Origin of the sequence: Mesorhizobium sp. M0698 (assembly GCF_040320455.1) — a bacterium.
Lineage (GTDB): Bacteria > Pseudomonadota > Alphaproteobacteria > Rhizobiales > Rhizobiaceae > Mesorhizobium.
This window is the reverse complement of sequence record NZ_JAMYPQ010000011.1, coordinates 123,289-147,980: the sequence shown is the minus strand read 5'-3', so window position 1 is coordinate 147,980 and position 24,692 is coordinate 123,289. Positions and strand designations below refer to the sequence as shown.

Sequence of the window (24,692 nt, the reverse complement as noted above, 5' to 3'; positions counted from 1 at the left end):
ACGTCACAAGCTCTGTCGTTTCGTTCCAACGTCCACAATGACGCCGATCAGGACGCTCTCGCTTCACCGGGAGTACCGATCAGGCGCGCATAGGCAGCCACATAGTCGTGGGCCATTCTCGTGGCAGAAAAACGGTTTTCGAACACGGCTCTCACCTGTCGCCTGTCGAGGCGCAGCAATTCCGGTATCGAGGTGACTGCGGCATCGACCGTATCGACAAGGAAACCGGTCACGCCGTAGTCGATGATCTCCGGCAGGGCACCGCATTTCCAGGCGATTACCGGCGTGCCACAGGCCATAGCCTCTATCGCGGCAAGACCGAACGGCTCCGGCCAATCGATCGGAAACAGCAGGCCGGCCGCCTTGCCGAGGAATTCCGCTTTTCTGTCCTCTTCGATCTCGCCGATATAGTCGACACGGTCGCCGTCGATCAGCGGCTCGACCGTGTCGTGGAAAAAAGGGCGGTCGTCGTCGCCGATCTTTGCTGCAAGCTTCAGTTTCAGCCCGGAGCGCAAGGCGATCTCAATGGCACGCTCCGGGCGCTTGTCGCGCGACAGCCGGCCGAGAAAGGCCAGATACGGCTCGTCCGCATTCGTCTCGAAAGTCGGCTCGTACATATTGATCGGCAGCCCGTGATGGATGGTCGCCAGCCAATTGGCCCTGGGTAGCCCGGTTCTCTGGCTGCGGGAAATGGAGATCATCGGAAAGCGCGGAAAATGTTCGTAGGCCGGGGCTAGGTCGACATAGTCGAGCCTGCCATGCGGTGTCGTCACCGTCCGGTCGGGCATGTGTTCGAAGAAAGGAAAATGCAGGAAGTGGCTGAGATGGAAATGGATGATGTCGAACTGTTGCGCACGGCTCCTCACCTCGGCGAGCATCGAGAGATGCGCCGCGGTTTCGGATTTGTGCGGGCGCGGATCGAGACGGAGCGCGCGCTCGCGACACGCCACCAATTTCGCCGACGTCTTGGTATCGCCACTGGCGAACAGGGTCACGTCATGGCCAAGCTCGACCAATCCTTCGGTCAGATAGGAGACGATGCGCTCCGTCCCTCCATAGAACCGGGGTGGCACGGATTCATGGAGCGGCGCCACATGGGCTATTCTCATGTTTTGGCATTTCCCTCAAAAAGACTGCTCGTGGCATCGAAATGCATCAGCCGCGCTAACGTTCCCGTACAATGGCAAGATGTCACCCAATTGGGGCAAGATGTCACCCAATTGGAGCTGCCGGGCGCGTCCACCGCTGCTCGTCTCGTGCAGCCAACATTTTTCAGGCCAAGCCCTCTTTTGCCGGGAACCAAAGTCGGGTTCGCGAGTTTAGTGGGGTTCGATCGCACGCATCCGGTCGACGGGGAGGAAATGATGGACCGCTTGCAATTCTTTTCGCCCGTGCGGGTTTTGCGCGGACAGGGACAGCCTGTGGAGGAGATCGACAGCGTTGCCGAAGCAATGGCATTCTTGCGAAAATGGCCGGCGGGGCGGCGCGGGCCGGTTTACCAGTGCGCCGTGAATTGCTGCGCTGCGGCCATGGCCGGCCGGATGTCGGCCGAGGAAGCGAGAAAGGCTTTTGCCGGCTTCGCCCGGATCACCCGCCTGCTCGAGGGCGATCGGCCGTTGCCGATGAGCGGCGAGGATCGGCATCGCGATCACGCCTTGAGGCGATAGCGCCGACTGCCGCAGATGGTCCGAGCAAGGGTGGCATTCAGCCGGAGCGCCCGATCGGCGACCGACGAGCAGCGCCGGCAAGGTGTCGTAGAGCGCTGCCCAGTAGGGGGCGTAAAACTCACGCCGGTATTCCGGCACTATCCAGTAGACTGCGGCAATGGTCGTGAGCGTAACGATGAAGCCGATGAGCTTGCGCACGACACGCTCGACTTCAAGCGCTCGCATCGGCTTCGCCTGCAATCCCGTTGAACGCCTTCGAAACGTCTGGAAATAAGCCGTGTCGACCGCGATCATTGCTGCAGTAGTAGCTGCAATGACAGTCATGGCCTGCAAATGCACAGGCCAGCTTCTGTCGGCGAGCATCGCGACGGTGAGCGCAAGACCAAGCAATCCTGCAAGGCCGGTGAGGGGCGCGGTCGCCGATTTCGGTCGGAGCGTCATACTACTACTCCCGTTGTCGTGAGGATCGATCGTCGTTGCCGGCCGCGTGGTCGCCGCCACGGTTCAACTCGAGTGGCGCCGCCACCGGAGCCGCTTGAGCAGCCGCTACACTCCGCCGCTGCCGTTAGACCCGCCGCTGCTTGTTCCGTCGTTGCCGCCACTGGATCCGCTGCTGCCGCTCGAACCGCTGCTGCCGCTCGAACTGGTGGTGCCGCTTGAGCTGCTGGCGCCGCTCGATCCGCTGCTGCTGCTTGAGCCGCCGATGGGCCCCTTGTTGACATTGTGCGGGGAGGGATGGTTGTTAGCGCCCTCGCTTACATTTTCGCAGGTGCATTTGCGCTGATATTTGGCGCCGAAGGCACTGCCTTCATTGCTCGCCTTCTGGCAGACCAACGCATGGCAAATCAAAGTCGCTTCGGTTGTCTCGGGGGTAAGCCCGGTGATGACTATTGCGGTTGTCGTGGCCGCCATGGCCATGATCGAGAACCGGAGTAAATTCCGAAAATTTTGCATAGATACCTCGCTTTCTGACGCCTCGCTTCTCGGGCCCGCGCCCAAGCTTCCTGATTGTCGAGTGGGTGTTTGCAACAAGGCCGCACACGGATCGCTTACGCCTCAGTGATCGGGGCTCAGGGGCGGCATAAAAAGTTGGACGAAGCGCAGACAATGGTGCCGCATTGCGGTATTTCGACCGGAAAAGGCCAAAGATGCACTTTTGGGGGAATGGATAATGTCGAAACGGCTTAGACTGGTGCTGGGAACGGCCGGCGCGATTGCCGTCGCCATTGTCTGGGGGATCATCGCCACGTTAATGGGTGTGCCATCGATTCTGATCACTGTAGGAGCGGTCGCGATCGGCGCGGGCATCTACACCTATGTCGATCGAAGCCGAAGCTGATCCGGTTATCAGGCTACGGGCATAGCGCAAAAATCCCACGGTCGCAGACTGTCTGTGGCAATGCTCAGTGTACGAAAATTACCAACGACAGCGTTCTGTGGAACGAGTGGCCTGCCGAAGCTATTGTGGTGGCGGTCCGAGACACCCCCGCCTCGGGTCATTGGCTCACCCAGCCGAGTGGTCCGCTGCTACCCAATGGCAGCGGACCTTCATCCGGAGGACAGACCCGGAAGACGGACATTGTGCCGAATCGAGGGAGAACGATGGTCGTTGACGAGATTGCCGCGCGGCGCCTGAAAATTCTGCTCGAGCAGTACATGGAGACCAGCAAGAGGCGCCACGATGCGGTTTCCACCGCAGCGGCTGAGATCGCGATCAGGGCCGTCATGCCGAATTGCCCGGCCTCCGGAAAAGCCCTGGACGACATGATTGCGGCATGTGCGTTCGAACACGGGCTGGGGGTACTGTTCGATCGACCTGACGCATGAAGGCCTAAACGCCATGAATCCCAACGCCAAAATCGCACGGTGCTGTCGTGCACAAATCCGACGCTGTTCCTGAGACCGCTTGCGACTAGATAAACCAACCAACCGGAGCAGGCATGCCGAGATATTTTTTTCATTTCCGAAACAATGACGGCCGCTTGACGGAAGATTTCGAGGGGCAGGAGCTGGATGGCCTGTCTGCCGCCCAGGACAACGCCATGGCTTCGGCCAAGGAAATCCTGGCCGAGGGTCTGCTCAGCGGCAGCCCGGTCCTGACAGGTCTTTCCTTCGAAATCTGCGACGAGAACCGGAACCTGCTTTTCCGATTTCCATTCTCGGAAGCTGCCGAAAAGGCTGGCACTCGGCCGTGATTCGCCGAAGGCCCCGCGATGCGGGCGAGCTTTGATCGAGCCTGGCTGAAAAACCGCATGTCGCGGCAAGACGGTCGTTGGTGCAAATCAGCACCATAGGCAAATTAGTAGCATAGCTGCCGGCACAAAGCAAGAACAAATATGGCTTGCCTTGCCGACGGGGGCATTACTTATGTCCCTGCGTGGTGCCGGCCCGGGCTATCGTGCGTTTCAGGAACTCGAGGGCAGGCACGGGTAGGGGGCGCCAAGCGACGTTGCCATTTCCAACCCATATGTCGATTTGTCGGGCCGGGTGTTCGTCAACTTACCGAAACGTCTTCGCAGGATGCTGTGATCAGGAGTTCCTTTCTCCCGCGGTTGCGTTTACAGGACGCTCAGGACAGTGTCGTTTGCGCGCCAGCAACTGGACCGAGTTAGGCCGGGCGCACAGTCCCCCTCCGTCAAGGAAACCAGTCCGGCGCCGTTTTTGGAGAACAATGATTTGTGGTGGTCAAATAAGCAAAAGAGATTCAAGGGAACGTGGGACGACCGACTGGACGGCCTATTCTCAGCAGAGGTCGACTACGCCGGGAAATCCATTCTCGATGTTGGCTGCAACATGGGTGTTGTCGCCTATGAGATATCCAAGCTAGGACCGAGTTCGATCCATGGGATCGACATTCTCAAGCCGCATATCGAGACGGCCAGGATGATCTTCCTGGGTTGTCCGGTCCAAAGCCGGTTCGATTGTCTCGATCTTGGCAGCCGGAAGCTGCAAAATGTTCTCCAACCGCAATACGACATCGTCATGCTGCTGGCAGTCTACCACCACATGCAGTGGAGCCTCGGCGCGGACAAGGCGCGAAGCGTGCTGTGCGATATCGCCGGGCGTGCTCAAACGATCGTTGCCCGCGTCCCTCCTGGCAAGGATAAGGAGATGATCGCGGTGCTTTCGGATGTGGGCTTTTCAATCAAAAGCAATCACACATCGCCTCTTGGAAGCCATCTCATGGTCCTCGCGAAACACTGACCAGGCATAGCGCGGCCGACGACGAATGGCGCAAGAGCCGCGTGGCTGGGGTCCGCTATGCTCGGATGCGAGGAACCGACGGTCATAGGATCCGGTTCGGCATTGACTGCGGTCGGGAACGAAGCCACAGACAGGTGATCGAAACCGTCTCGCGCTTCAAGATAACGCGAAGACCGGACGGGATCGCAACGGGCGGCGACGAGATGATTACAAAGAAACGAGTGTCAACGGCCCCAGCATATCCGCTGATCAAGCGTCTGATTGGCGAAAATCTGCCGCCGCACAAGATGCTGTATGTGACAGGTTTGCTGTGCTCGATCGCCGCTGCTGCGGCGACCGGCGCGGCGGCCTGGATCATGAAAGTCATGATCAACACCATCTATGTCGAGCGAGACGCCGCCGCTGTATCGGGTATCAGCGCCGTCATCATCGGCATTTTCTTGGTCAAGGGCATAGCTGCCTACTGCCAGACCATCACGACGGGAAAGATTCGCCGGGCTATCGTTTCGGACCTGCAAAACCGGCAATTTTCCCGAATGGTGTATTTCGACATCAGCCGTTTCGCGAACCAGCATCCGGCAAAATTCATCTCCAAAATCATGTTCAACGCGCGCGCCGGGGCGACCGTTATTCTCACCCTCACGAGCAGCGCCGTCTCTGATCTGCTGACCCTGATTGCCTTGGCCAGCGTCATGGTCAAGCAGGACCCGGTGATGTCGCTGATATCCGTGGCGGTTCTGCCGATGCTGTTCCTGTCAGTCGGCGCGATAACAAGGAAGCTCAAGGCGCTGGCGAGGGGCGAGACGGAATTGGCGGCACAAGTCCAGTCGATCGGCACGGAAGCCGTCGAAGGCATCCGCACCATCAAGTCCTTCCAGCTCGAGGACAAGGCCGTTGCCAGCTTTGCAAAGGCCGTCCGCAAGATGGAAAGACGTGGCATCCAGATCAACCGGACGTCAGCATTGATGAGCCCATTGATGGAGACCGGCGGCGGCGTGATCATCGGGCTTTTCGTTATGTACGCCAGCTGGCAGACCCTCGGCAACGGCAAGACGCCCGGCGAATTCATGGCCTTCATTACCGCGTTCCTGCTTGCCTATGAGCCTGCCAAGCGGTTGGCCCGGGTCAATGTCGACATCCAGAAGCAAATGGTCGCCGTCGAGCAGATGTATGATTTGATCGACACGCCCGAGCAACGGCGACTCGCGATTGCGGGCGAGCGTCTGACCGACGTCGATGGTGGTATCCGCTTTGAAGATGTGGCCTTTTCCTATGACGGCAACAGCCCCGCGCTCGAGGGTGTTTCCTTCGACGTGCGACCTCGTGAGAAGCTGGCGATCGTCGGCCGCTCCGGCGCCGGCAAGACCACCATCGTCAATCTGATCCTGCGCCTGATGGAGCCGGACAAGGGCAGGATCCTGATCGACGGAAAGGACATTTCGAAGATCAGCCTGGCCGACGTTCGCGATAACATCGCACTGGTATCCCAGGACGTCTTCCTGTTCGAAGGCTCGATCCGCGACAACATTCGCGACGGCCGCCCGAATGCCACGGATCAGGAAATCGAGTCTGCTGCGAACCTCGCCCGGGTCACCAGCTTTGCTTCGGCGCTCGAAAACGGGCTCGACACGCTTGTCGGGCCAAGCGGCACCAACCTGTCCGGCGGCCAGAAACAACGCGTTGCCATCGCGCGCGCCCTGCTCAAGAATGCTGCGGTAATCGTCTATGACGAAGCGACATCCGCGCTTGACGGTGAAAACGAACGGGCGGTTATGGAGGCAGCCTTCGACAACACATTTCAGCGCACGGTGATCTGCATTGCGCACAGGCTGTCTACAATCAAGGCGGCCGATCGTATTCTCGTGTTTGACGCCGGACAGCTCGTCGATGCTGGAACGCATGACCAGCTTGCCAAGCACAGCGAGATATATCGTTCGATATTCCACCTGGAGACGCCCGATCCGATGGTCGAAAGCGGCAAAAAGCTGCGGCAGAGCGTATTGCGCTGACGGCCGATGACCAGCTTTTATCACGGTTCCTATGTCCGGTATGTGATTGGTGGACTGGGCCTTCAGGTGCGCCGGTACAAAAAGGCGGTGCGCAGGTTGTTTTCCGGTCCCAAGCAGCCTCGTTCCATTCTTGAGCTGCAGGCCAAGGTTGAGGCCCTGATCGTGCGCAGGGACTGGAAAGGCCTTGAAGCAGGTACCAATGAGATGGCTGTCACGGCCGATCATAATCGCGACCCGGAGCTGATGCAGAAGGCGGGCCAGGCGTTCGAACGCCTTGGCAACTTTGCGCGGGCAGCTGAGCTTCGGCTTTCCGCTCGCCGGCTGCGGAAAGGGAAGAGCGCCAACGAGTGGACCGGCGAGAATCTCGGATCGGATACACTGCTGATCGATCTTGTGGAGGATGACCCGCGCAGCCTTGGCCGGGTTATCCGCCACGCGCGACTGGCCGGCGCTGCCGCTGCCTATGCCCAAAGCGCAACAATTCGGGTCGAGCCGCGCCTGGTATCAATTCTGCAGCGAACGTTCCCGAAGGCGACCGTGGTCCCGGCGCAGCGGGATGTGGTCGGCGACAAACACGCGACTTTCGAAGATCTCGCCTGGGTGTTCGGACGCGACGCCGAAAAGCTTGCTGCCGACTTCGTACCGCTGCGGGCAGATCCTGAACTCGTCGAGGCATTCCGCAAGCGCTATCGCTCGATGACGGATCTGCCGCTGGTCGGTCTCTCCTGGGGCAGCAAGTCCCACACCAAGGACGTGCCTGATTTTCCTGAATGGGCACGGTTCATCGCCCAGACACAAGCGACATTCGTTTCGCTCCAGTACGGACAGATCAAGCCGGCGTTGCGGCGCCTTCGCAACGGCAACGACGCGCGTCTGATCTTTGACGACAGCGTCGACCAAATGGTCGACATGGACCGTTTCGCCGCACAGGTCGCCGCACTCGATGCTGTCGTGACGATCAGCAATACGGCGGCCCATCTTGCCGGAGCCATTGGCGTGCCGACTGTTTTCCTCATCGACGATAATTTTCAGACGGCATGGCCGGTGACCGGCGACCGGACACCCTGGTATCCGAAGGGCATTGTCATTCGCAAGGAGGGACGCCCTTGGTCGCTGGTGCTCGACGAGGCCGGCCGGCGGCTCTCGTCGATCCTGACGACGCTTTCCGACGCTCCCCGAGGACGATAGAACATCGCCGTGCAGAACAGACGAACCATCCTTCAGAAGGCAAAAACCGCCGATCTGCGCCCGCAAGGCGCCGTCGGCAAGCGGCTGCAGAAGGTTCTCGAGCGGGCAAAGGAACTTCTTAGACGTCCCTCGCGCCACGCCGACGAAAGCGCCGAAAGGCATATGAGGCTGATGGAGGAAAGCGTGCAGCGTGGTGACTGGCAAACTGCTCGCGACCATGCACTGGCGCTTGGCGCGCTTGGTGAGCAGCTTGGCGATATCGGCCTGATCAAGAAAGCGGGGCGCGGACTGAGGCGTCTCGACGGAGGAAATCGCATCTGGCAGTTGATGGCGGCGAGCAAGCAGCGCGGCAGACCCGATTGGGACGGCAGTGATCTTGCGGGTCGCACGCTTCTCGTCGATCGTCGCGAAGGCGACCTGGCGATCTTTTTCCAGTTCGCGTCTTTGCTTGGTCCAGCAGCTGCGGCTGCCGGTCGATGCATCGTCTTCGTCGAGCCGCGACTGGCACCGCTTTATCGCAGAACATATCCTGCGCTCGATGTCAGGATTGAAGGGGAAGAGGACATGGCGGCGGTGGACGCCGATGTCGTTGCCGGTTTCGAGACGCTCGCAAAGCATTTCTGGCCGGACGACCCGGCGGCACGCGCGCCCTTCGTTCCGCTGGAGCCGGACCGCCGACTGGTTGCCGAGCTGCGCGGCACCTATCTCGATGGCGGCCCAGGTCCCCTGATCGGATTTGCTTGGGGAAGCCTCAACAAGAGCAAGGATCTGCCGGCCCTGGACGATTGGCGGACGCTGTTCAGCAGTCTGCCGGGGCGCCTCGTCAGCTTGCAATATGGCGATGTCGGGCCGGCCCTCTCCGAGTTCGAGCGCCACGCGCCGGGGCGCATCATCCATGACGCTTCCGTCGATCAGTTGACGGACATGGACCGCTTTGCCGCCCAAATTGCGGCGCTCGACGCGGTGGTGACGATCAGCAATACCGGCGCCAACCTGGCCGGAGCGCTCGGCGTGCCGACGATTGTCATGCTCGACGACGGGTTTCGACTGTCCTGGCCTGCCTTCGGCGAGACCGTCGCCGCATATCCGAGCGTTCGACTGGCCCGAAAAGGCGGCCGAGCCTGGGCGTCGGCAGTGCAGGAAGCAGGCGGACGGGTCATGCAAATCATCAGCGGAGCTGGCGATGGAAGGTAGCCTACTTCTCGGCCGGTTGCGCCGCGCTGTCGCGCTTGCAGGCTACAAATACAAGGTCTGGTTCCGACGTCACCGCCGACAGCTCTTCCTTCGCTGGCGCGACGGCGACATTGCCGATCAGATGGCGGATTATCGGCGAAGCGTCGAGTCCCGCGATTGGCCGGCGGCCCTGCCGAAAGCCATGGCTCTTGGATCCATTGCGAAGTCGAGGGGCGAGGTCCACCTGATCGACGAGCTCAGCAAGGCGCTGATGCGGATGGGCGCTTATGGCGCAGCCGCCGAACTCAGGATCGCCCGACGCCACATCGTCAACGGCCGCGTCGATGGCGAGTGGCTGGGCCAGGATATTTCTGGCCAGACACTGCTGATTGATCTGATGGAAACCGAAAAGCAGGGTCTGGCCACCGCGATCCATCATGCGAGTTCCGTCGGCTGTGCCCTGGCGCGCGCCGCCCGCTCGATCGTGCTGGTCGAGCGCCGCCTGGTACCGCTCTTTCAGCGCACTTTTCCGACCGCCGATGTGCGGCCGGTCGGCGCTGGCGGCAAGGCCGCCTATGCCGAGGCGCAGGCCTTCGCCGGCGTCCAGCATCTGACAGCCGTTTTCGAAACCGACGAGGCGACGATCCGCGAGCATTTCGTGCCCCTTAAGCCGGATCCGGCCCGGGTCGCTGAACTTCGCGCCCGCTACCGGAAGGAAGGACGGCCGTTGGTCGGTATCGCATGGGGCAGCTCCAATCCCGGCAAAGACCTGCCGCCGCTTGCCGCCTGGCGAAACCTGATCGGCCGACCGGACCTCCGGTTCGTCTCGCTGCAGTACGGCCAGATCGAGACCGATCTGAAGATCCTGACCGACGGTGAGCCGGAGCGCATTCTTCATGACAGATCGGTCGATCAGCTCGTCGACATGGATCTTTTCGCCGCGCAGGTTGCCGCGATGGACGCCGTGGTGACCATCAGCAATACCGGAGCGCATCTGGCCGGCGCGCTCGGCATCCCCTCGGTTTTCATTCTGGGCGACGGCTTCAAGCGCTCCTGGCCGGTCGAGGGCGACCGCACGCCCTACTATCCATCGGCCGTGCTGGTCTCGAAACGGGAACGCCCCTGGTCCGTGGTGATGGGCGAGGCCGAGTCCATTCTGGCGCCATGGCTCACAAAAGTGAGTGGCTAATGCATGTCGTCCAAAAGCGCGTCACTGAGTACGCTTCGACGCGATGCGCATTAAGGAGTTCGGCCGACGGACCGCGGAATGGAGCGCCCGTGTCGAACAGTCGTCGCAACAGGCCAAAAAACATAAGGCATTCCGAACCGGGATATAGTAAAGGCCAATTCGCCCCGCAGAGGATCGCAATTCTTGCTGGCATTTCTGCCTTGTGTTCGAATTAGCCGTAGGCTTAGGCGCCCAGTAATGGGGTTGGTCTGGCCGGCAGCGGTTCGGGCGCCAGCTCTGATAATCTAAAGGAGGTCTCTCCATGTCCTTTCTAAACATGTCCTTTCTAAAATTTTTCCAGGCCAAAGCGCCGCCTCTTCCTCTTATCGTATCCTTTCCAAAATCGGGGCGCACGTGGCTACGTGTCATGCTGGACGATCTCGGAGTTGAAGTTCAATACATTCACGACGGAACCGACCACAAGTTACTTCGACCGATATCGGGCCTCAAGGAGAATAAATCTCGATACAAGAAGAGAAGAACAATAATGCTTGTTCGCGATCCAAGAGATACGGTGGTCTCAGGGTACTTTCAGGTTCAGAAGCGCCACATGCTTCCAGCGGGATCGTTCAGCGATTTTATCAGAAGCGACAATCATGGGATTGAAAAGATCATCAGATTTAATCTGCATTGGTTCGCGGCCATGCCCCGGATGCGCGAAATCCGGTATCTTCAATATGAAGATATGCATCGGGATACGGCTGGTGTCCTTCGCGCCATCCTTGGATTCCTGAACCAGCAGGCTGACGATCGGACGCTTGTCGAGGTGGCGAACAACCGAACGTTCGACAAGATGAAAGTGAGTGAATCGACCGGTGATCTGTCCGATCGATACGGCAAGATATTACAGCCGCGCGATGCGAATGATCCCGAAAGCTTCAAGGTGCGCAAGGGCAAGATAGGCGGTTACGGCGAATATCTTTCCGAGGACGACGTGGCCTATTGTGACGAGCAGTTGGCTAAGTTCGAATATTGGGAGAAGCTGGACAAGGTTTTTAGCACGAACGGCTTGTGCTACGCTCGCGTCGATAACCGCGTCCGGGTCGCCTTGGGTTAGGGAGCATTGCCGACATGGTGATGCGGACCGGATTCATTTGCGGCTGCGGCCATAGCGGGACGACGTTGATTGCGACGATCCTTGCGTCGCATCCCAACGTCTACCTGCCGCTCCAGGAAACCAACATTTTCTTCAAGTGGACGCCACTGGCCATGTTCCGCTTCTGGAAACTGAAGCGGGCGGCGCTCGATGCTGGAAAGAACGTGCTGCTTGAAAAGACACCGCGGCATATCCGCCGTGTCGCCCGCATTCGCCGGCTCGTGCCCGGCGCGCGTTTCGTCATGCCGGTGCGAGATGGGCGCGACGTCGTAGCGTCCCTGATCAAACGACTTGGCGACCCAACGGAGGCTCTCGACCGCTGGATCAACGACAATGCGCTGGTTCTTGCGGAACGGGGAAAGCCGGATGTGCTGATCTATCGCTATGAGGACCTGGTCGAGAATCCGGCCAAAGTCGTCGAGCAGATATGCGGCTTTCTCGATGTAACCTTCAGCCCGGATCTCCTCGACTATCACAAGAACCCGCAGCAGTGGTTCAAGCCGACCGACGCCAGCGGCGAGACGCCGCATGCGGTGCTCCGGAACCAACAGGTCAATCAGCCGATCTATGACGGGAGCGGAAGATGGCGCTCCGAACTTGGAAACGCCGAGCTACAGGACCTGGTCCAAGGACGAGGTGCCCAGCTTATGAAAGCATTCGGTTATGCATGATGTCGGTTCGGCATCTGCTTGAAATGCCGTCTACCAATCAATTTTGTCGATCAAACCCGTTTTGAACAGGCTGTGAGCTCCTTCGTACAGCATTGACTGTTCGCTCATCGCGCTGAGAGCGGCTTTACCGCTCGATACCTCATGATACTGGCGATATTTGGAAGCGCCGTTCCAATACTGACCTTCCGCCACCGCGACCTGCGCCTTGTCGTTGAAATCGGCGAAGAACTTGAAATGAAGCAGGCCAGCCAATCCCTTTATATAGTTTCGCCAGTAGGGCAGCGGTGAGTGAATCGACGTAAAAATCGTCTGGCGATCAACATATATCAGAGGAAACTTGGTCAACTTGTGCTGCCTGGCGAAAAGCCGGGTTCTCGGGCCGCCTGTGATCTTGAGATGCCGGGGGCTCCTCGTCACCTCATAGCCGCTGCCGTCGAAATGGTCCGCAACTTGCCATGGCGGCACGATGGGATCGAAGGGTACGTCCCAGATGTTTCCGCTCGGATACATGTCGATCATCGGCGCCAGCAGGCGTGTCATTCCGCGCCGCTTGAGCCAGTCGGCCATCGCACCGAGCGGATGCTGATCCATACCGTCATAGACAAGATATTCGTCCGCATCCACGGTCAGATACCAGCGAGGCTGACCATAGATCTGCACAATCCGCTGACGCCAAAGGTTTCCCAGGTCCGACTGCGAATAGGTGATCGGCGAGCTGAATAGATCGACATCTGGCTGCTCGGCCAGAAGCTCAGCTGTTCCGTCTGTCGAGCGGTCATCGAGGACGGCGAATCTGGTGACGCCGAGTTCGCGATAGTGCTTCAGGAACGGGCGTAGCCTGTCCGCCTCGTTGCGGATGACGAGGATCAAAGGCAGGTCATTCGCTTTAAGGGGCGTTATCGGCCGCAGCGATGACACTTCTGCCCGTCTTCCGAAGGTGTGTCTCAGCCGATATATGGCGGTGTCGGTAATCGTCCGGCGGACAATGGCGGGCCAGGTTGCTTTGCTCAAGCCATCGATTCCCCTCATGGCGGTCACCGCCCGGCTGGAGCTGGCGCTGATCCGCTGTTTGCAGTTAATTTCTACATGCAGCACCGTTAGGCAAATCGCAAGCAGTTGCGGACAATGGACACAGGCCTGTTCTGAGTTCCGGCGGGTGAGCTTTCCAAGTGTTGCCGATGCGAGCTGGCCTCTATAGACATCGTCAGATGGCAACAAGGCCGGAGCCCAGACCCCATGTACGCCGGCATTCGTGGCACCGAAATTCAATTCGACAGGCCGCTCCTGTTCGTGCGCCAGCGTTATGCGCCTTTCGGTGGCGGCGAGATCATGTTGGAAAACATCATGGCCGCATTCGCAGCGCGTCAGCGGCGGGTGGCCGTGCTGTCCGGCGACTGGCCGCGTTATGAAGGCATCGAGTTCATCCATTGTGCCGGCCGCCGGTTTCCGCGTTCGCTGCGGGCGACGTCCTTTGCTCAAGCTGCCTGCCGCAAGATCGCCGAGATGCCGCCGGCGCTGGTGCAGAGCAACGATCGCCTCCCGTGCTGCGATGTCTTCCGGGCCGGGGAGGGCGTTCATGCCGCCTATCTTGCCGAGCGGCGGCGTTTCGAGACGCGGCTTGGCAGGGCGGCAATGGCGCTGAGCCCCTTTCACCGGCAGACGCTGCGCCTTGAACGTGCAACCTACGCCAGCCCGAGGCTCAAAGCTGTCATTGCCATTTCGAAGATGGTGGCAGAGGACATTGTCCGTCACTACGATTATCCGGCGGAAAATGTGCACCATATTCCCAATGGGGTGGATCTCGACCGCTTCAACCCGCAGCTGCGCCAGCAGCATCGGGCGACAATCCGCGCGCGGCTCGACGTCAACGAAAACAGGCCGGTCGTCCTGTTTGTCGGCTCGGGCTTTGCGCGAAAAGGACTTCTTGCACTGATGAAGGCGGTCGCCAGGCTCGATGGCGAGCCTGAATTGTGGGTCATCGGCCATGATTCGCGCGCCAACGCCTTCAGGCAGGCCGGTGACAGGCTCGGTCTCGGCGCACGGCTCAAGATGCCGGGGCCGCAGAAAGACATGCTGCCGTGGTACGGCGCGGCCGATATTGCCGTGCTGCCTTCCATCTATGATCCTTTCGGCACAGTGGTCATCGAAGCGATGGCCAGCGGCTTGCCCGCCGTGGTAAGCACCGGCTGTGGAGCGCGCGAGCTTGTCGAGCGGTTCGAGCCGACGCTCGTTTGCGATGCGGCCAGCGAAAGCGACCTCGCTGCAGCGCTCGCGCACGCGCTGCAGTTGTCGTCACGACCTGAGACCGCAGCCCGGGTGAGAGCGGCGGCCGAACACTATGATTTCAATGTCATGATCAAGCGAATGATGGCGCTGTATGAAAGCCTTGATCTGAGATGATTTTCGACTTTGTTAGATCAAGTTAGTACCCTCAGTGTGCTAACGGGCCGGGAGCCGATGCTGCAGATGCATTCGAATGACAGTGGCAGCTTTGATGCCAGAGCATTCTGACCGTGCCGGCGCTCTCGGTCATTATCATCACCCGCAACGAGGAGGCATCCATCGCGCAATGCCTTCGGTCGGTCCATTTTGCCGATGAGATCGTCGTTCTCGACAACAACAGCAGCGACAGAACCAGGGAGATTGCCGGTGCTCTGGGAGCAAAGGTTCTGATGACCGTTGATTGGCCCGGTTTTGGCGCGCAAAAAAACCGTGCGCTGGCCGCGGCAACGGGGGATTGGATCCTCTCGCTGGATGCCGATGAGTGGGTGGAGGCGCCGCTCGGCGCGGAAATAAGGGCCGCAATCGCCGACCCAAAAGCCAATGACGGCTTCGAAATACCGAGAAGATCGCGCTTTTGCGGGCACATTGTCCGCCATAGCGGCTGGTCGCCCGATCTGGTGCTCAGGCTCTTCCGTCGCCGGTCCGGGCGGTTCAGCGACGACACCGTGCACGAGAAGGTATTGGTGAACGGGAAGGTCAGCCGATTGTCTCAGCCGATCGAGCACGATTCCATTACCGACTTGGCAGATGCCCACGACAAGATCGGCCGGTACGCAGAAGCGTCCGCCGCGCAACTGCTTGCCGAGGGCAAAAAAAGCTCGATAGGCAAGGCGGTTTTGCGCTCGGTCTGGGCCTATGTGCGCAGCTATATTTTCCGGCTGGGATTTCTGGACGGTTCCATTGGTGCGATGGTGGCCGCGTATTCGGCCAGCTACACCTATCAGAAATGGGCCCGTGTCGCATTGGGAATGCGAGGCCCGGTCCACCCAAAAAAGCAACGCTGAGGCCAGGACAAATCTGTGAGAAACCGGCTTGGTTGACCGCAATTGTTGCCGAGCCATCGCCAACTAGTTAGTGTACGACCGTAAAAATCGAAAGCCAGGGTAGTGAATATGACTGATGCGTTTAGGGTATTTATCGGATGGGACAGCCGTGAGCCGATCGCGTACGACGTCGCGCGACACTCGCTGCTCAAACATGCGTCGGCGCCTGTCTCCGTCATTCCGATCAAACAGGACGAGATGCGTGCCCGCGGGCTATATTGGCGGGAAAAAGATCCGCTCGCCTCAACGGAGTTCACCTACACGCGCTTCCTCACGCCCTTTCTCGCCGACTACACGGGTTGGGCCCTGTTTTGCGATTGCGATTTCCTGTGGCTTGGTGATGTCGCAGGCCTGCTGAAATATACGGACTCGGACAAGGCGGTCTATTGCGTCCAGCATGACTATACGCCGAAGGCCACAACCAAGATGGATGGTGTGGTCCAGACGTCCTATCCTCGGAAAAACTGGTCGTCGCTGATGCTGTTCAATTGCGCGCATCCTTCGGTCAGATCGCTCACGCCAGAGGTCGTGAATCAGGAAAGTGGCGCCTATCTTCACCGAATGCAGTGGGTTGCCGACAAAGATTTGGGCTCATTGCCGGTAGAGTGGAATTGGCTCGAAGGTTGGAATGAAAAGCCTGCGGTCGGCACACCTAAGGCGGTCCACTATACCAGCGGCGGCCCGTGGTTTGCCGAATGGCAGAATGTCGACTACGCTGATTTGTGGATAGCAGAACGCGACGAGTTCCTGGCTTCCTATCAAGCGGAATCTTCGCAGAGCGCCGTTCGATAAGAACATCGTGTTGGCAGGTGACCTGGGCGCTTCCGAAAGTGGCATTGATTTTCGTGTCGCCAAGGGCGCAGCAACCAGCCGTCAGGCGCTGGGCGTCGACAACAATGCATGTTGCCGCCTGGGGGCGGGACCGAGGCAGATTGCGCCTACGAATCTGGCGGCTCCGGCCGGGTAAACATGCCGCGCTGAGATAAGGATCAGCTCGCGGCAATATGATCGGTTTTGGGGTCCGTCAGCTCTTTCATCGGCCTAGCCGGCACGCGAAAGTCGACCATGCCGTCACTGCGAAGACGCCTCGATCGTTTCCTGGAGAACCGCGGGCCTAAAATACCGCGGCTGCAGCTGAACCATGTCGAGCGCCTGGCGCTGGTCCGTCGCCACGGTGATTTTTCCCTTGCCTATTCGACCGCCGTGCAGAAGGGGCTTCACTACTTCGGCGATGCCCAGGGCTACATCGCTTACGGCAGCAAAACGCGACATCATTTCGCGCTCGGTGATCCAGTGGCTGCCCCGGCCGATCGGCGCGACTATATCAGACGTTTCATCGAGGTTGCCGGCAGCCCGTGGTTCGTGCAGATCGGCGACCAGACGGCGCGCGTGCTTGCCGGGCTTGGCTATCAGGTCAACCGCCTCGGCGTCGACACCAGGCTTGTCCTGCCCAGACACGACTTTTCCGGAAAGCGCAATGAGACAGTGCGCTATTCCGAACGCTGGCTCTTGAAGAAGGGTTTTTCCTTCGCAGAGGACAACGGGACTGTCTTCCTCGACGAGATTGCCAGGCTCTCCCAGAATTGGCGGGCCGACCGCATCGTCAAGCGCTGGGAGATGAGATTTCTCAACAGGCCCTTTGCCGATCACCTTGGCGTCGATATGCGCCGTTTCGTCCTGCACGGTCCGGATGGGGAGCTCGTGGCCTTGCTGGATTTCGATCCGCTGTTCAGCGACGGCAAGGTCATCGGCTACACCACCTCGTTCAAGCGCAAGCACATCGATGCCTCGGCGCATGCCGAGATCGGCCTGACCAAATTCGCGGTCGACCGCTTTCGCGATGAAGGTGTTTCCGTCGTCACCCTAGGCCTGTCGCCGCTTGTCGAAATCGGACCTAGCGGGTTTGCCGAAAGCGATTTCTGGCGGCACGCCTTCCAGCGTGCCTATGACTCCCTCTGGGTCAATCGCACCCGCTTCAATCTGCAGGGGCAGGCGGCCTTCAAGCGCCGGTTCCATGGTGTCGAAGAGCCGACCTATCTTGCCTTTCGCAAGGGGACCTTTTTCGAAGCGCTTTCTCTGCTCCGGCTGATCAGGGCCGTCTAGTGCCTAGTGGCTGAGCGCTCGTCGTCTCCTAGTATCGTCGACCTCACACCGGTCAGGCTCGTTGTTTAGGTGGGAAAGGAATGCCGCGGCGGGAAGCAAAAGACCGGCTGCGAATCGCCGGCCCATTCTGCGGCGTCCCCCAGTCCCGCCGGGCACGTTTGGCAGCCTGAGAACGGCTTCGCGTCAGCGCCAAGGGGTCGGATTTACGGTTGCTGCAGCGTACCGCCGGGAATAACGAGGGTACCCTGGCCTGGCCTTGAGTATCTGAAGCCTATGAAGAACAAAGCAACGATGATCAAACAAATGACGATGACCGCGACGACGCTGCCAGGATGGTGTCCGGTATCTGGCGGTTGGACCATTGCCTTCCCGTATGGCTATCGCCGCTGACCTTCTTCATCTTCCAACCGAGCATGACGACTGTCAATGGATACGGGAGTTGCGCCCGCCATCCAATCAGCCGACTGCAGCGTCGATCACGTTGCGCGTTGCTGACCGAAGCTGATGATGGACCTAACCACAGCTTGTCCCCAAGCACGCTTCCATCGCTGCGAAGCGTTGAAGGGCGGCGATCCACCGCGGCTTAGTCAGGCCGGAAACAGGAATGCAGCAGCGGGATCGAAAAAGACCTGCCGGCTGCAGGGCCACACATCCTGCGATTGCATGGCGGCGGAGGTCGGCCTGATGTCAACCTCCTGTCCAGCGGCGATGCGCGCGACGATCCGCCGGCGCTCGCCGTAAAATGCGATGTCGACGATCTCGACATTCAGTTCCGCGCTCGCCGGGCTCCGCTCCATGCTAAAGGCTTCGGGCCGGATCATCAGCCTGGTCTTCTGGCCTTTGCCGAACGTGCCGTTGGCCCTGACTCCGGATATCACCGAACCGTCTGTCATGCGGATCGTTGTCGTGCCGTTGGTGGTGCCGAGATGTTCGGCGGCGAGGAAATTCGAATTGCCGATGAAGCCGGCGACGAAATCGGTCGCCGGCCTGAGATAGAGATCCTCGCCGGTGCCGGTCTGCTCGATGCGGCCATCCTTGAACAGGGCGATTCGGTCCGACAGATGCAGCGCCTCTTCCTGATCGTGGGTGACGTAGAGAATGGTGACGCCGGTCTGGCGATGGATGCGGCGGATTTCGCCCTGGATTTCCTCGCGCAGCTTCTTGTCGAGCGCCGACAATGGCTCGTCCATCAAAAGGATCGGAGGATCGTAGGCCAGCGCCCGGGCCAGCGCGACGCGCTGCTGCTGGCCGCCCGACAGCGCACCGGGTAAGCGTCCGGCAAAGCTTTCGAGCCGCACCAGGGCCAGCATGTCGGCGACCTTTTTCTTCACGTCGGCGTCCGGCCGGCGGCGAACCCGCAGCGGAAAAGCGACGTTTTCGGCCACCGTCAGATGCGGAAACAGCGTGTAGCGCTGGAAGACCATGCCGATGTTGCGCTTATGCGAAGGCACTGCAAGCAGTGATTTTCCTTCCAGCAAGACATCGCCGGAAGTCGGGTCCTGAAAGCCGGCGATCGCGTAGAGCGTCGTCGATTTTCCCGAACCGGAGGGCCCGAGGAAGGTCAGGAACTCGCCCCTGGGAATGTCCAGCGTGACGTCGTGCACGGCGACGATCGCCCCGAACGCCTTGCGCAGATTGCGGATGGAGAGGAAAGGGTGGGTCATGTCCGGAACTTTCGGTGCAGCAGCGCCGTCATCACCATCAGGGCAAGCGTCAGCCCGACCAGCAGGCTGGAGGCAGCGGCGATCACCGGACTGAGGTCCGACCGCAGACTGCCCCAGATCTTGACGGGCAAGGTTTGCAAGCTGGGGCTGGCCATGAAGATCGCCACCACGACTTCGTCCCACGAGGCGAGGAAGGAAAAGATCGCGGCGGAGAAGATGCCGATCCGGATCGACGGCAAGGTGATCCTGAGCCTGGCCTCGAGCGGGCTTGCCCCGCAGACGATTGCCGCGTCCTCGATCGACTTGTCGAACCCTTCGAGCGCGGTGGCGATCGGAATGATGGCGAAGGGCAGCGCCAGCACGGTGTGGGCGATGACGAAGCCGATGGTGGTGCCGCCGAGGCCAAGGCGAAGGAAGAAGGCGTAGATGGCGATGGCGAAGACAACGACGGGCAGCACCATCGGCGTCAGCAGCAGGCCGCGCAGGATCTCACGTCCGGCAAACCGTCCGCGAACCAGGGCAAAGGAGGCGAGCAGGCCGATCGCTACTGCCAGGATCGCCGTCATGGTGGCGATTCGGGCGCTGGTCAGCGCGGCGTTGAGCCAAGCCGGATCGGCAAAAAGCTCCTGGTACCATTTGAGCGTCCAGCCGGGCGGCGGAAAAGCCAGCCAGCGCGACGAGCCGAAGGAGAGCAGGACGATGAAAACCACCGGCAACAGAAGAAAGCCGGCGACCAGCGCGGTGAAGCCGAGCAGGGCAACCCGTAGCCAACCCATGCGGTCATAGTCGAGCAGCATCTCAGATGCCTCCGCTCGTGCGCCTGGCACCGACAAGGCGCAGCTGCAGTGCGTAGAGAACCATGGTGACGACAAGCAGGATGAAGGCAGCGGCGCTGCCGAGCCCCCAGTTGAGCAGCGACTGGACCATTTGCGCGATCATTTCGGCAAGCATCATGTTCGACGTGCCGCCGAGCAGTGCCGGCGTTACGAAGTAGCCGAGCGACATGACGAAGACCATCAGGCCGCCGGCCGCGACGCCGGGCAGCGACAGCGGCACGAGGATGCGGCGGAACGCCTGGAAGGGGCTTGCGCCGCACAGCGACGCCGCACGCAGCGTCATCGGATCGATCGCCCGTAACGTGCCGACCAGCGGCAGGATCATGAAGGGCAGCATGATATAGACCATGCCGATGGTGACGCCGGTGAGATTGTTGATGAGCGGCAGCGGGTGGTCGATGACGCCGATGGTCATCAGCGTCCGGTTGATCACGCCGGTACGCTGCAGGAGCACCATCCAGGCATAGGTGCGGGTGAGCAGGTTCGTCCACATCGACAGAATGATGATGCCGAAGATGATCGAGGCCAGTCCCGAAGGCATGATCGCCAGCATCCAGGCGACCGGAAAGGCGACAAGGACCGTGGCGACGGTGACCAACGCCGCGACCAGGAATGTGTTGAAGAACACCCGCGCATAGGTGCCGTCACCAAGCAGGGCAGCATAGTTCTGCAAGCCTGGCTCGGGCTCCGTGACACTGCGCAAAAGCAGCGCCAGCACGGGGATGACGAAGAACAGCATAATCAGAATCAGGGCCGGCAGCAGGCCATTGAGACCTGCCGGCACCCGCACCGTTCCAAAGTTCCGGCGTGTTTCGACCGACATGACAGCGACCCGGCTACGGGACGAGACGGCGCGAACCGTCTCGTCCATTGCGGTTCAAGGGCGGGCTTATTTCGCCTGCCAGGCATACCAGCGCGCGGCGATGGTGTCGCGATTGGCGGCCCAGTAGTTCATGTCGAGATTGATCTGCCCGCCGACATGAGCGTCCGGCAGCGATTTCACGGCATCGGCCGGCATCTCTGCCTTGGCCTTGGTATTGATCGGCGCATAACCGCTGGCTTCGGCAAATTTGGCCTGGCCGGCGGGGCTGCTCGCCGCGGCGAGGAATTTCATCGCCGTATCCTTGTTCTTGGCACCCTTCGGTACCACCAGAACGTCGGCTGCGGTCAGGTTCTGGTTCCAGGAGACGCCGACATCGGCGCCATCCTTGTCCAGTGCGAAGACGCGGCCGTTCCACAGCTGGCCGAACGTTGCTTCGCCGGATGCGATCAATTGCTGCGACTCCGCCCCGCCGCTCCACCAGACGATGTCCGACTTGATGGTGTCGAGTTTCTTGAAGGCGCGATCGAGATCCAGCGGATAGAGCTTGTCCGCCGGAACACCATCGGCCAGCAGCGCGATCTCGATGACACCGGGCGCCGACCATTTGTAGAAGGTCCGCTTGCCCGGGAACTTCGTCAGGTCGAACATGTCGGCCCAGCCGGCCGGTTCACCCGAAACGGCGCCCTTGTTCCAGGCGAGCACGAAGGAATAGTAGAAACTGCCGACGGCGTGATCGGTGGTGAAGCGCGGATCGAGGTCGGCCTTCGGCACGGTCTTGAAGTCGATCGGCTCGAGCAGACCGTCCTTGGCCGCCTTGATGGCGAAATCCATCTCGACGTCGACGACGTCCCAGTTGACACTGCCGCTGTCGATCATCGCCTTCAGCTTGCCGTAGTCGGTCGGGCCGTCCTGCATGACCTTGATGCCGGATGCAGCGGTGAACGGCTCGGCCCAGGATTTGGTCTGCGCTTCCTGGGTCGTCCCGCCCCAGCTGGTGAACACCATGTCCTCGGCCTTTGCGGCCGTCGTTGCCGGAACTGTCGTTGCAATAAATCCGGCAAGGAAGCCGGTGATGATCAGTTTCATTGTCGTTCTCCTCTGTTGTTTTCGTTGTTGTCTGTTCGCGATCGGTCGTTTTCGCCTTGATCGCGCATCTCCGGCCAGCGGCGGCTACCGCATGACAAAAGGATCGGGAATCGGGTCGTCGGAGGTGCGTATCCACACCGATTTCGAACGCGTGTAGTCGCGGATCGCATCGAGGCCGCCCTCGCGGCCGAGCCCGGATTGGCCGTAGCCGCCAAACGGAACCAGCGGCGAGACCGCCCGATAGGTGTTGATCCAGACCACGCCGGCATGGATGCCGCGCGCCATGCGGTGGGCTTTTGCCAGATTGGTGGTGAACACGCCGGACGCCAGGCCGAATTTCGTGTCGTTGGCGAGCGAAAGCGCTTCAGCTTCGCCGTCGAAGGCTAGCACACAGAGCACCGGGCCGAAGAGCTCTTCGCGCACGCAGGCAAGGGTCTGATCAGGCGCGTCGATAATCGTCGGCGCGTAATAGAAGCCGTCCGCCATGCCCGCGGGGCGAATGCCGCCGGTGACCAGTTGCCCGCCCGCGGCCAGGCTTTCAGCAATGATCTTCTCTATCCATTCGCGCTGGCGCGAGGTGGCGAGCGGTCCCATTTCGATCGCGGGATCCTGCGGATCGCCAATCCTGATCGCCTCGGCTTTGCGCTTGAGCCGGGCGAGGAATTCGTCCTTCACGGAGCGCTGGACCAGCAGCCGAGAGCCGGCGACGCAGCTCTGGCCGGTGGCAGCGAAGATGCCGGCAACGACCGCGTTGGCGGCGCTGTCCAGATCGGCATCGGCAAACACCACGACCGGGCTTTTGCCGCCGAGCTCGAGCGTCGTGAAAGCGAGGTTTTCCGCCGTATTCCTGACGATCTGCCGAGCGGTCGAGGGACCGCCGGTGAAGGCGACGCGGGCGACGAGCCGATGACTGGTCAGCCGGTGACCGCAATCGTGGCCGAAGCCGGTCAGGATGTTCACGGTCCCGGCGGGAAATCCCGCCTCATGGACGAGTTCGGCGAAGGCCAGCAACGGGGCAGGGCCGTCTTCCGATGCTTTCAGAACGATGGTGCAGCCGGCCGCCAGCGCCGGCCCGAGCTTGACGGCGGACAGGAAGAGCTGCGAGTTCCACGGCACAATGGCGGCTACGACGCCAATTGGCTCCGGCCGGATGGTCACTTCCATGTCGGCCTTGTCGATGGGGACAAACGAGCCCTCGTGCTTGTCGGCCAGCCCGCCATAATAGCGGTAATAGTCGCCGACATAGGCGATCTGGGCGCGGGTCTCGCGGATGATCTTGCCGGTATCGCGCGTCTCGAGTTCCGCCAGCCGGTCGGCATTGGCGACCACCAGATCGCCGAGCCGCACCAGAAGCTTGCCGCGTGCCGTTGCCGTCATTGCCGGCCACGTGCCGGAGCCAAGCGCCCGGTGAGCAGCTTCGACGGCGCGGTCGACGTCATCAGACGATGCAGCGGGCATCTTCGCCCATGGCGCGCCCGTCGAGGGATCGATGCTGTCGAAGGTCGCCGCCACTTCGACGAAGCTGCCGTCAATATAGTTCCTGAATTGAGTGGTGCTCATCGCAATCCAGCTTTCGGCTCGGAAAAGGCCGGCATCACCCTGTCGATGAAGAGCTGCAGCGATTTCTTCTTGCGCCGATGGGAAAGGCCGCTGTCGATCCAGATCGAATACTGATCGTAGCCGAGCGCTTCGTAGGCCTTCAGCCTGGCGATCACCTCGTCGGCTTCGCCAATGACCAGGTTCTGCTTGATCTTGTCAGGCGCATATTGCGGCATGGCCGCGATCTCGTCTTCGGTCAGCGCTTCCATTATGCCCTGGTGCACCGGCTTCTTGTTCTGGAACCAGGCGCCGAACTGGCAGTAGAACTGCGACAGATCCTGCGCGAGCCGGTCAGCCTCCGCGGCATCCTCGGCGACGAAAGTATGCATCAGCAGCATGATCTCCGGCCTTGGTACGTCGGGGTGGGCATTACACGCCGCGTTGAAACGCTCCATCAGGCTGGCCACTTCGCCATCGCCGGAGGCAAGCGGCGTCACCTGGACGTTGCATTTGCTGGAAACCGCAAAGTCGTGCGAGTTCGGATCGCGTGCGGCCACCCAGATCGGCGGATAAGGCTTTTGCAGCGGCTTGGGCGACGAGGTGGTCGACGGAAACGACCAGAACTCGCCGGCGAGTTCGAAATCACCATCCCAAAGGCCGCGGATCGCCGGCACCATCTCGCGCATACGCTGGCCGGCACCCCAGGCCTCGAGGCCCGGGAAAAGTCGCTGGTATTCGTAAGCGTAGGCGCCGCGCGCAATGCCGATGTCGAGACGGCCGCCGGTGACGACGTCGGCCATCGCTGCTTCGCCGGCAAGCTTGATCGGGTGCCAGAACGGCGCGACGATGGTTCCTGTTCCGAGCCGGATGCGCCTGGTTTTGGCGGCGAGCCAGGCGATGTTGATGAACGGGTTCGGCGAGATGGTGAATTCCATTCCGTGATGCTCGCCGATCCAGGCAGTCTCGAATCCTGCCTCTTCCGCCTGCAAAACCAGCTCCTCCAGCTCGCCGACAAGCTCGGAATGCGGCTTTGCCAGATCCGATCGCTCCATGTGCACGAAAAGCGAAAACTTCATCGG

At 60.6% G+C, this 24,692-nt stretch carries 24 protein-coding genes; 16 read left to right on the top strand and 8 right to left on the bottom strand.

Annotated elements, in window-relative coordinates:
* Positions 1 to 47: 47 nt before the first annotated feature.
* Positions 48 to 1,109 (bottom strand): glycosyltransferase family 4 protein, encoded by a 1,062-nt coding sequence (locus tag NKI16_RS21745; RefSeq protein WP_023674971.1) that lies wholly within the window; start codon positions 1,107 to 1,109, stop codon positions 48 to 50.
* On the opposite strand from NKI16_RS21745, the gene NKI16_RS34080 reads away from it, so the two are divergent.
* The 12 genes from NKI16_RS34080 to NKI16_RS21685 all read left to right on the top strand — a co-directional run bounded on the left by NKI16_RS34080 (position 999) and on the right by NKI16_RS21685 (position 12,236).
* Positions 999 to 1,667 carry a DUF982 domain-containing protein gene (locus tag NKI16_RS34080; protein ID WP_502896931.1) on the top strand — a complete coding sequence of 223 codons (669 nt, stop codon included), beginning with the start codon at positions 999 to 1,001 and terminating at the stop codon, positions 1,665 to 1,667. The two genes, NKI16_RS21745 and NKI16_RS34080, sit on opposite strands and share 111 nt — an antisense overlap.
* Before the next feature lie 535 nt (positions 1,668 to 2,202).
* The gene (locus tag NKI16_RS21735) at positions 2,203 to 2,451 is read left to right on the top strand and encodes a hypothetical protein (protein WP_156937288.1); all 249 of its coding nucleotides are present in this window, start codon (positions 2,203 to 2,205) and stop codon (positions 2,449 to 2,451) included.
* A 387-nt stretch (positions 2,452 to 2,838) separates the two neighbouring features.
* Positions 2,839 to 3,006: a hypothetical protein gene (locus NKI16_RS21730; protein WP_352466251.1), complete on the top strand. Its 168-nt coding sequence runs from the start codon at positions 2,839 to 2,841 to the stop codon at positions 3,004 to 3,006.
* Between the two features lie 263 nt (positions 3,007 to 3,269).
* Positions 3,270 to 3,494, top strand: a complete 225-nt coding sequence (locus NKI16_RS21725) for a hypothetical protein (protein ID WP_023674975.1) — start codon at positions 3,270 to 3,272, stop codon at positions 3,492 to 3,494.
* A 113-nt stretch (positions 3,495 to 3,607) separates the two neighbouring features.
* Positions 3,608 to 3,862 carry a DUF6894 family protein gene (locus NKI16_RS21720; RefSeq protein WP_023674976.1) on the top strand — a complete coding sequence of 85 codons (255 nt, stop codon included), beginning with the start codon at positions 3,608 to 3,610 and terminating at the stop codon, positions 3,860 to 3,862.
* A 382-nt stretch (positions 3,863 to 4,244) separates the two neighbouring features.
* Positions 4,245 to 4,871: a class I SAM-dependent methyltransferase gene (locus NKI16_RS21715; RefSeq protein ID WP_031211300.1), complete on the top strand. Its 627-nt coding sequence runs from the start codon at positions 4,245 to 4,247 to the stop codon at positions 4,869 to 4,871.
* A 221-nt stretch (positions 4,872 to 5,092) separates the two neighbouring features.
* A complete protein-coding gene (locus NKI16_RS21710; RefSeq protein WP_198023529.1) occupies positions 5,093 to 6,880 on the top strand; it encodes an ABC transporter ATP-binding protein in 1,788 nt (595 codons plus the stop codon).
* Positions 6,881 to 6,886: 6 nt separating this feature from the next.
* Positions 6,887 to 8,068, top strand: coding sequence for a glycosyltransferase family 9 protein (locus tag NKI16_RS21705; RefSeq protein ID WP_023674979.1), 1,182 nt, complete (start codon positions 6,887 to 6,889; stop codon positions 8,066 to 8,068).
* A gap of 9 nt (positions 8,069 to 8,077) precedes the next feature.
* Positions 8,078 to 9,262: a glycosyltransferase family 9 protein gene (locus NKI16_RS21700; RefSeq protein ID WP_352593643.1), complete on the top strand. Its 1,185-nt coding sequence runs from the start codon at positions 8,078 to 8,080 to the stop codon at positions 9,260 to 9,262.
* The gene (locus tag NKI16_RS21695) at positions 9,252 to 10,430 is read left to right on the top strand and encodes a glycosyltransferase family 9 protein (protein ID WP_352621797.1); all 1,179 of its coding nucleotides are present in this window, start codon (positions 9,252 to 9,254) and stop codon (positions 10,428 to 10,430) included. Before NKI16_RS21700 ends, NKI16_RS21695 begins: the two co-directional genes overlap by 11 nt.
* A 301-nt stretch (positions 10,431 to 10,731) precedes the next feature.
* The gene (locus NKI16_RS21690) at positions 10,732 to 11,526 is read left to right on the top strand and encodes a sulfotransferase domain-containing protein (RefSeq protein ID WP_084640957.1); all 795 of its coding nucleotides are present in this window, start codon (positions 10,732 to 10,734) and stop codon (positions 11,524 to 11,526) included.
* A 14-nt stretch (positions 11,527 to 11,540) separates the two neighbouring features.
* Entirely contained in the window at positions 11,541 to 12,236 is a 696-nt protein-coding gene (locus tag NKI16_RS21685; RefSeq protein WP_023674983.1) for a sulfotransferase family protein, read from the top strand.
* 30 nt (positions 12,237 to 12,266) lie between these two features.
* Here NKI16_RS21685 and NKI16_RS21680 read toward each other — a convergent pair whose 3' ends face one another.
* Positions 12,267 to 13,505 carry a glycosyltransferase family 2 protein gene (locus NKI16_RS21680; protein ID WP_198023530.1) on the bottom strand — a complete coding sequence of 413 codons (1,239 nt, stop codon included), beginning with the start codon at positions 13,503 to 13,505 and terminating at the stop codon, positions 12,267 to 12,269.
* On the opposite strand from NKI16_RS21680, the gene NKI16_RS21675 reads away from it, so the two are divergent.
* The 4 genes from NKI16_RS21675 (at position 13,473) to NKI16_RS21660 (ending at position 17,665) form a co-directional block, all read left to right on the top strand.
* Positions 13,473 to 14,636 carry a glycosyltransferase family 4 protein gene (locus NKI16_RS21675; RefSeq protein WP_352843241.1) on the top strand — a complete coding sequence of 388 codons (1,164 nt, stop codon included), beginning with the start codon at positions 13,473 to 13,475 and terminating at the stop codon, positions 14,634 to 14,636. The genes NKI16_RS21680 and NKI16_RS21675 overlap by 33 nt on opposite strands.
* Positions 14,637 to 14,749: 113 nt before the next feature.
* The gene (locus tag NKI16_RS21670; RefSeq protein ID WP_352471919.1) at positions 14,750 to 15,523 is read left to right on the top strand and encodes a glycosyltransferase family 2 protein; all 774 of its coding nucleotides are present in this window, start codon (positions 14,750 to 14,752) and stop codon (positions 15,521 to 15,523) included.
* Between the two features lie 108 nt (positions 15,524 to 15,631).
* Positions 15,632 to 16,354, top strand: a complete 723-nt coding sequence (locus tag NKI16_RS21665) for a glycosyltransferase (RefSeq protein WP_352568663.1) — start codon at positions 15,632 to 15,634, stop codon at positions 16,352 to 16,354.
* 273 nt (positions 16,355 to 16,627) lie between these two features.
* Complete coding sequence (locus NKI16_RS21660; RefSeq protein ID WP_352456718.1) at positions 16,628 to 17,665, top strand: phosphatidylglycerol lysyltransferase domain-containing protein; 1,038 nt, start codon at positions 16,628 to 16,630, stop codon at positions 17,663 to 17,665.
* 587 nt (positions 17,666 to 18,252) lie between these two features.
* Here NKI16_RS21660 and NKI16_RS21655 read toward each other — a convergent pair.
* From NKI16_RS21655 to NKI16_RS21630, 6 genes are all read right to left on the bottom strand, one after another.
* Complete coding sequence (locus tag NKI16_RS21655; protein WP_352568662.1) at positions 18,253 to 19,329, bottom strand: ABC transporter ATP-binding protein; 1,077 nt, start codon at positions 19,327 to 19,329, stop codon at positions 18,253 to 18,255.
* Positions 19,326 to 20,126 (bottom strand): ABC transporter permease, encoded by an 801-nt coding sequence (locus NKI16_RS21650; RefSeq protein WP_023674990.1) that lies wholly within the window; start codon positions 20,124 to 20,126, stop codon positions 19,326 to 19,328. The genes NKI16_RS21655 and NKI16_RS21650 overlap by 4 nt, the downstream gene beginning before the upstream one ends.
* A 1-nt stretch (position 20,127) precedes the next feature.
* Entirely contained in the window at positions 20,128 to 20,988 is an 861-nt protein-coding gene (locus NKI16_RS21645) for an ABC transporter permease (protein ID WP_023674991.1), read from the bottom strand.
* A gap of 66 nt (positions 20,989 to 21,054) precedes the next feature.
* Positions 21,055 to 22,074, bottom strand: a complete 1,020-nt coding sequence (locus tag NKI16_RS21640) for an ABC transporter substrate-binding protein (protein ID WP_023674992.1) — start codon at positions 22,072 to 22,074, stop codon at positions 21,055 to 21,057.
* An 84-nt stretch (positions 22,075 to 22,158) separates the two neighbouring features.
* On the bottom strand, positions 22,159 to 23,634 hold the full coding sequence (locus NKI16_RS21635) for an aldehyde dehydrogenase (protein ID WP_023674993.1): 1,476 nt from the start codon (positions 23,632 to 23,634) through the stop codon (positions 22,159 to 22,161).
* Positions 23,631 to 24,689, bottom strand: a complete 1,059-nt coding sequence (locus NKI16_RS21630; protein ID WP_023674994.1) for an LLM class flavin-dependent oxidoreductase — start codon at positions 24,687 to 24,689, stop codon at positions 23,631 to 23,633. Before NKI16_RS21630 ends, NKI16_RS21635 begins: the two co-directional genes overlap by 4 nt.
* Positions 24,690 to 24,692: the final 3 nt, after the last annotated feature.

Coding starts and splice junctions, on each gene's coding strand:
- NKI16_RS21630 (WP_023674994.1), bottom strand. CDS start 24,689: ATGAAGTTTTCGCTTTTCGTGCACATGGAGCGATCGGATCTGGCAAAG.
- NKI16_RS21730 (WP_352466251.1), top strand. CDS start 2,839: ATGTCGAAACGGCTTAGACTGGTGCTGGGAACGGCCGGCGCGATTGCC.
- NKI16_RS21640 (WP_023674992.1), bottom strand. CDS start 22,074: ATGAAACTGATCATCACCGGCTTCCTTGCCGGATTTATTGCAACGACA.
- NKI16_RS21685 (WP_023674983.1), top strand. CDS start 11,541: ATGGTGATGCGGACCGGATTCATTTGCGGCTGCGGCCATAGCGGGACG.
- NKI16_RS34080 (WP_502896931.1), top strand. CDS start 999: ATGGCCAAGCTCGACCAATCCTTCGGTCAGATAGGAGACGATGCGCTC.
- NKI16_RS21650 (WP_023674990.1), bottom strand. CDS start 20,126: ATGCTGCTCGACTATGACCGCATGGGTTGGCTACGGGTTGCCCTGCTC.
- NKI16_RS21645 (WP_023674991.1), bottom strand. CDS start 20,988: ATGTCGGTCGAAACACGCCGGAACTTTGGAACGGTGCGGGTGCCGGCA.
- NKI16_RS21705 (WP_023674979.1), top strand. CDS start 6,887: ATGACCAGCTTTTATCACGGTTCCTATGTCCGGTATGTGATTGGTGGA.
- NKI16_RS21660 (WP_352456718.1), top strand. CDS start 16,628: ATGCCGTCACTGCGAAGACGCCTCGATCGTTTCCTGGAGAACCGCGGG.
- NKI16_RS21635 (WP_023674993.1), bottom strand. CDS start 23,634: ATGAGCACCACTCAATTCAGGAACTATATTGACGGCAGCTTCGTCGAA.
- NKI16_RS21690 (WP_084640957.1), top strand. CDS start 10,732: ATGTCCTTTCTAAACATGTCCTTTCTAAAATTTTTCCAGGCCAAAGCG.
- NKI16_RS21725 (WP_023674975.1), top strand. CDS start 3,270: ATGGTCGTTGACGAGATTGCCGCGCGGCGCCTGAAAATTCTGCTCGAG.
- NKI16_RS21745 (WP_023674971.1), bottom strand. CDS start 1,109: ATGAGAATAGCCCATGTGGCGCCGCTCCATGAATCCGTGCCACCCCGG.
- NKI16_RS21665 (WP_352568663.1), top strand. CDS start 15,632: ATGACTGATGCGTTTAGGGTATTTATCGGATGGGACAGCCGTGAGCCG.
- NKI16_RS21655 (WP_352568662.1), bottom strand. CDS start 19,329: ATGACCCACCCTTTCCTCTCCATCCGCAATCTGCGCAAGGCGTTCGGG.
- NKI16_RS21720 (WP_023674976.1), top strand. CDS start 3,608: ATGCCGAGATATTTTTTTCATTTCCGAAACAATGACGGCCGCTTGACG.
- NKI16_RS21675 (WP_352843241.1), top strand. CDS start 13,473: ATGTACGCCGGCATTCGTGGCACCGAAATTCAATTCGACAGGCCGCTC.
- NKI16_RS21695 (WP_352621797.1), top strand. CDS start 9,252: ATGGAAGGTAGCCTACTTCTCGGCCGGTTGCGCCGCGCTGTCGCGCTT.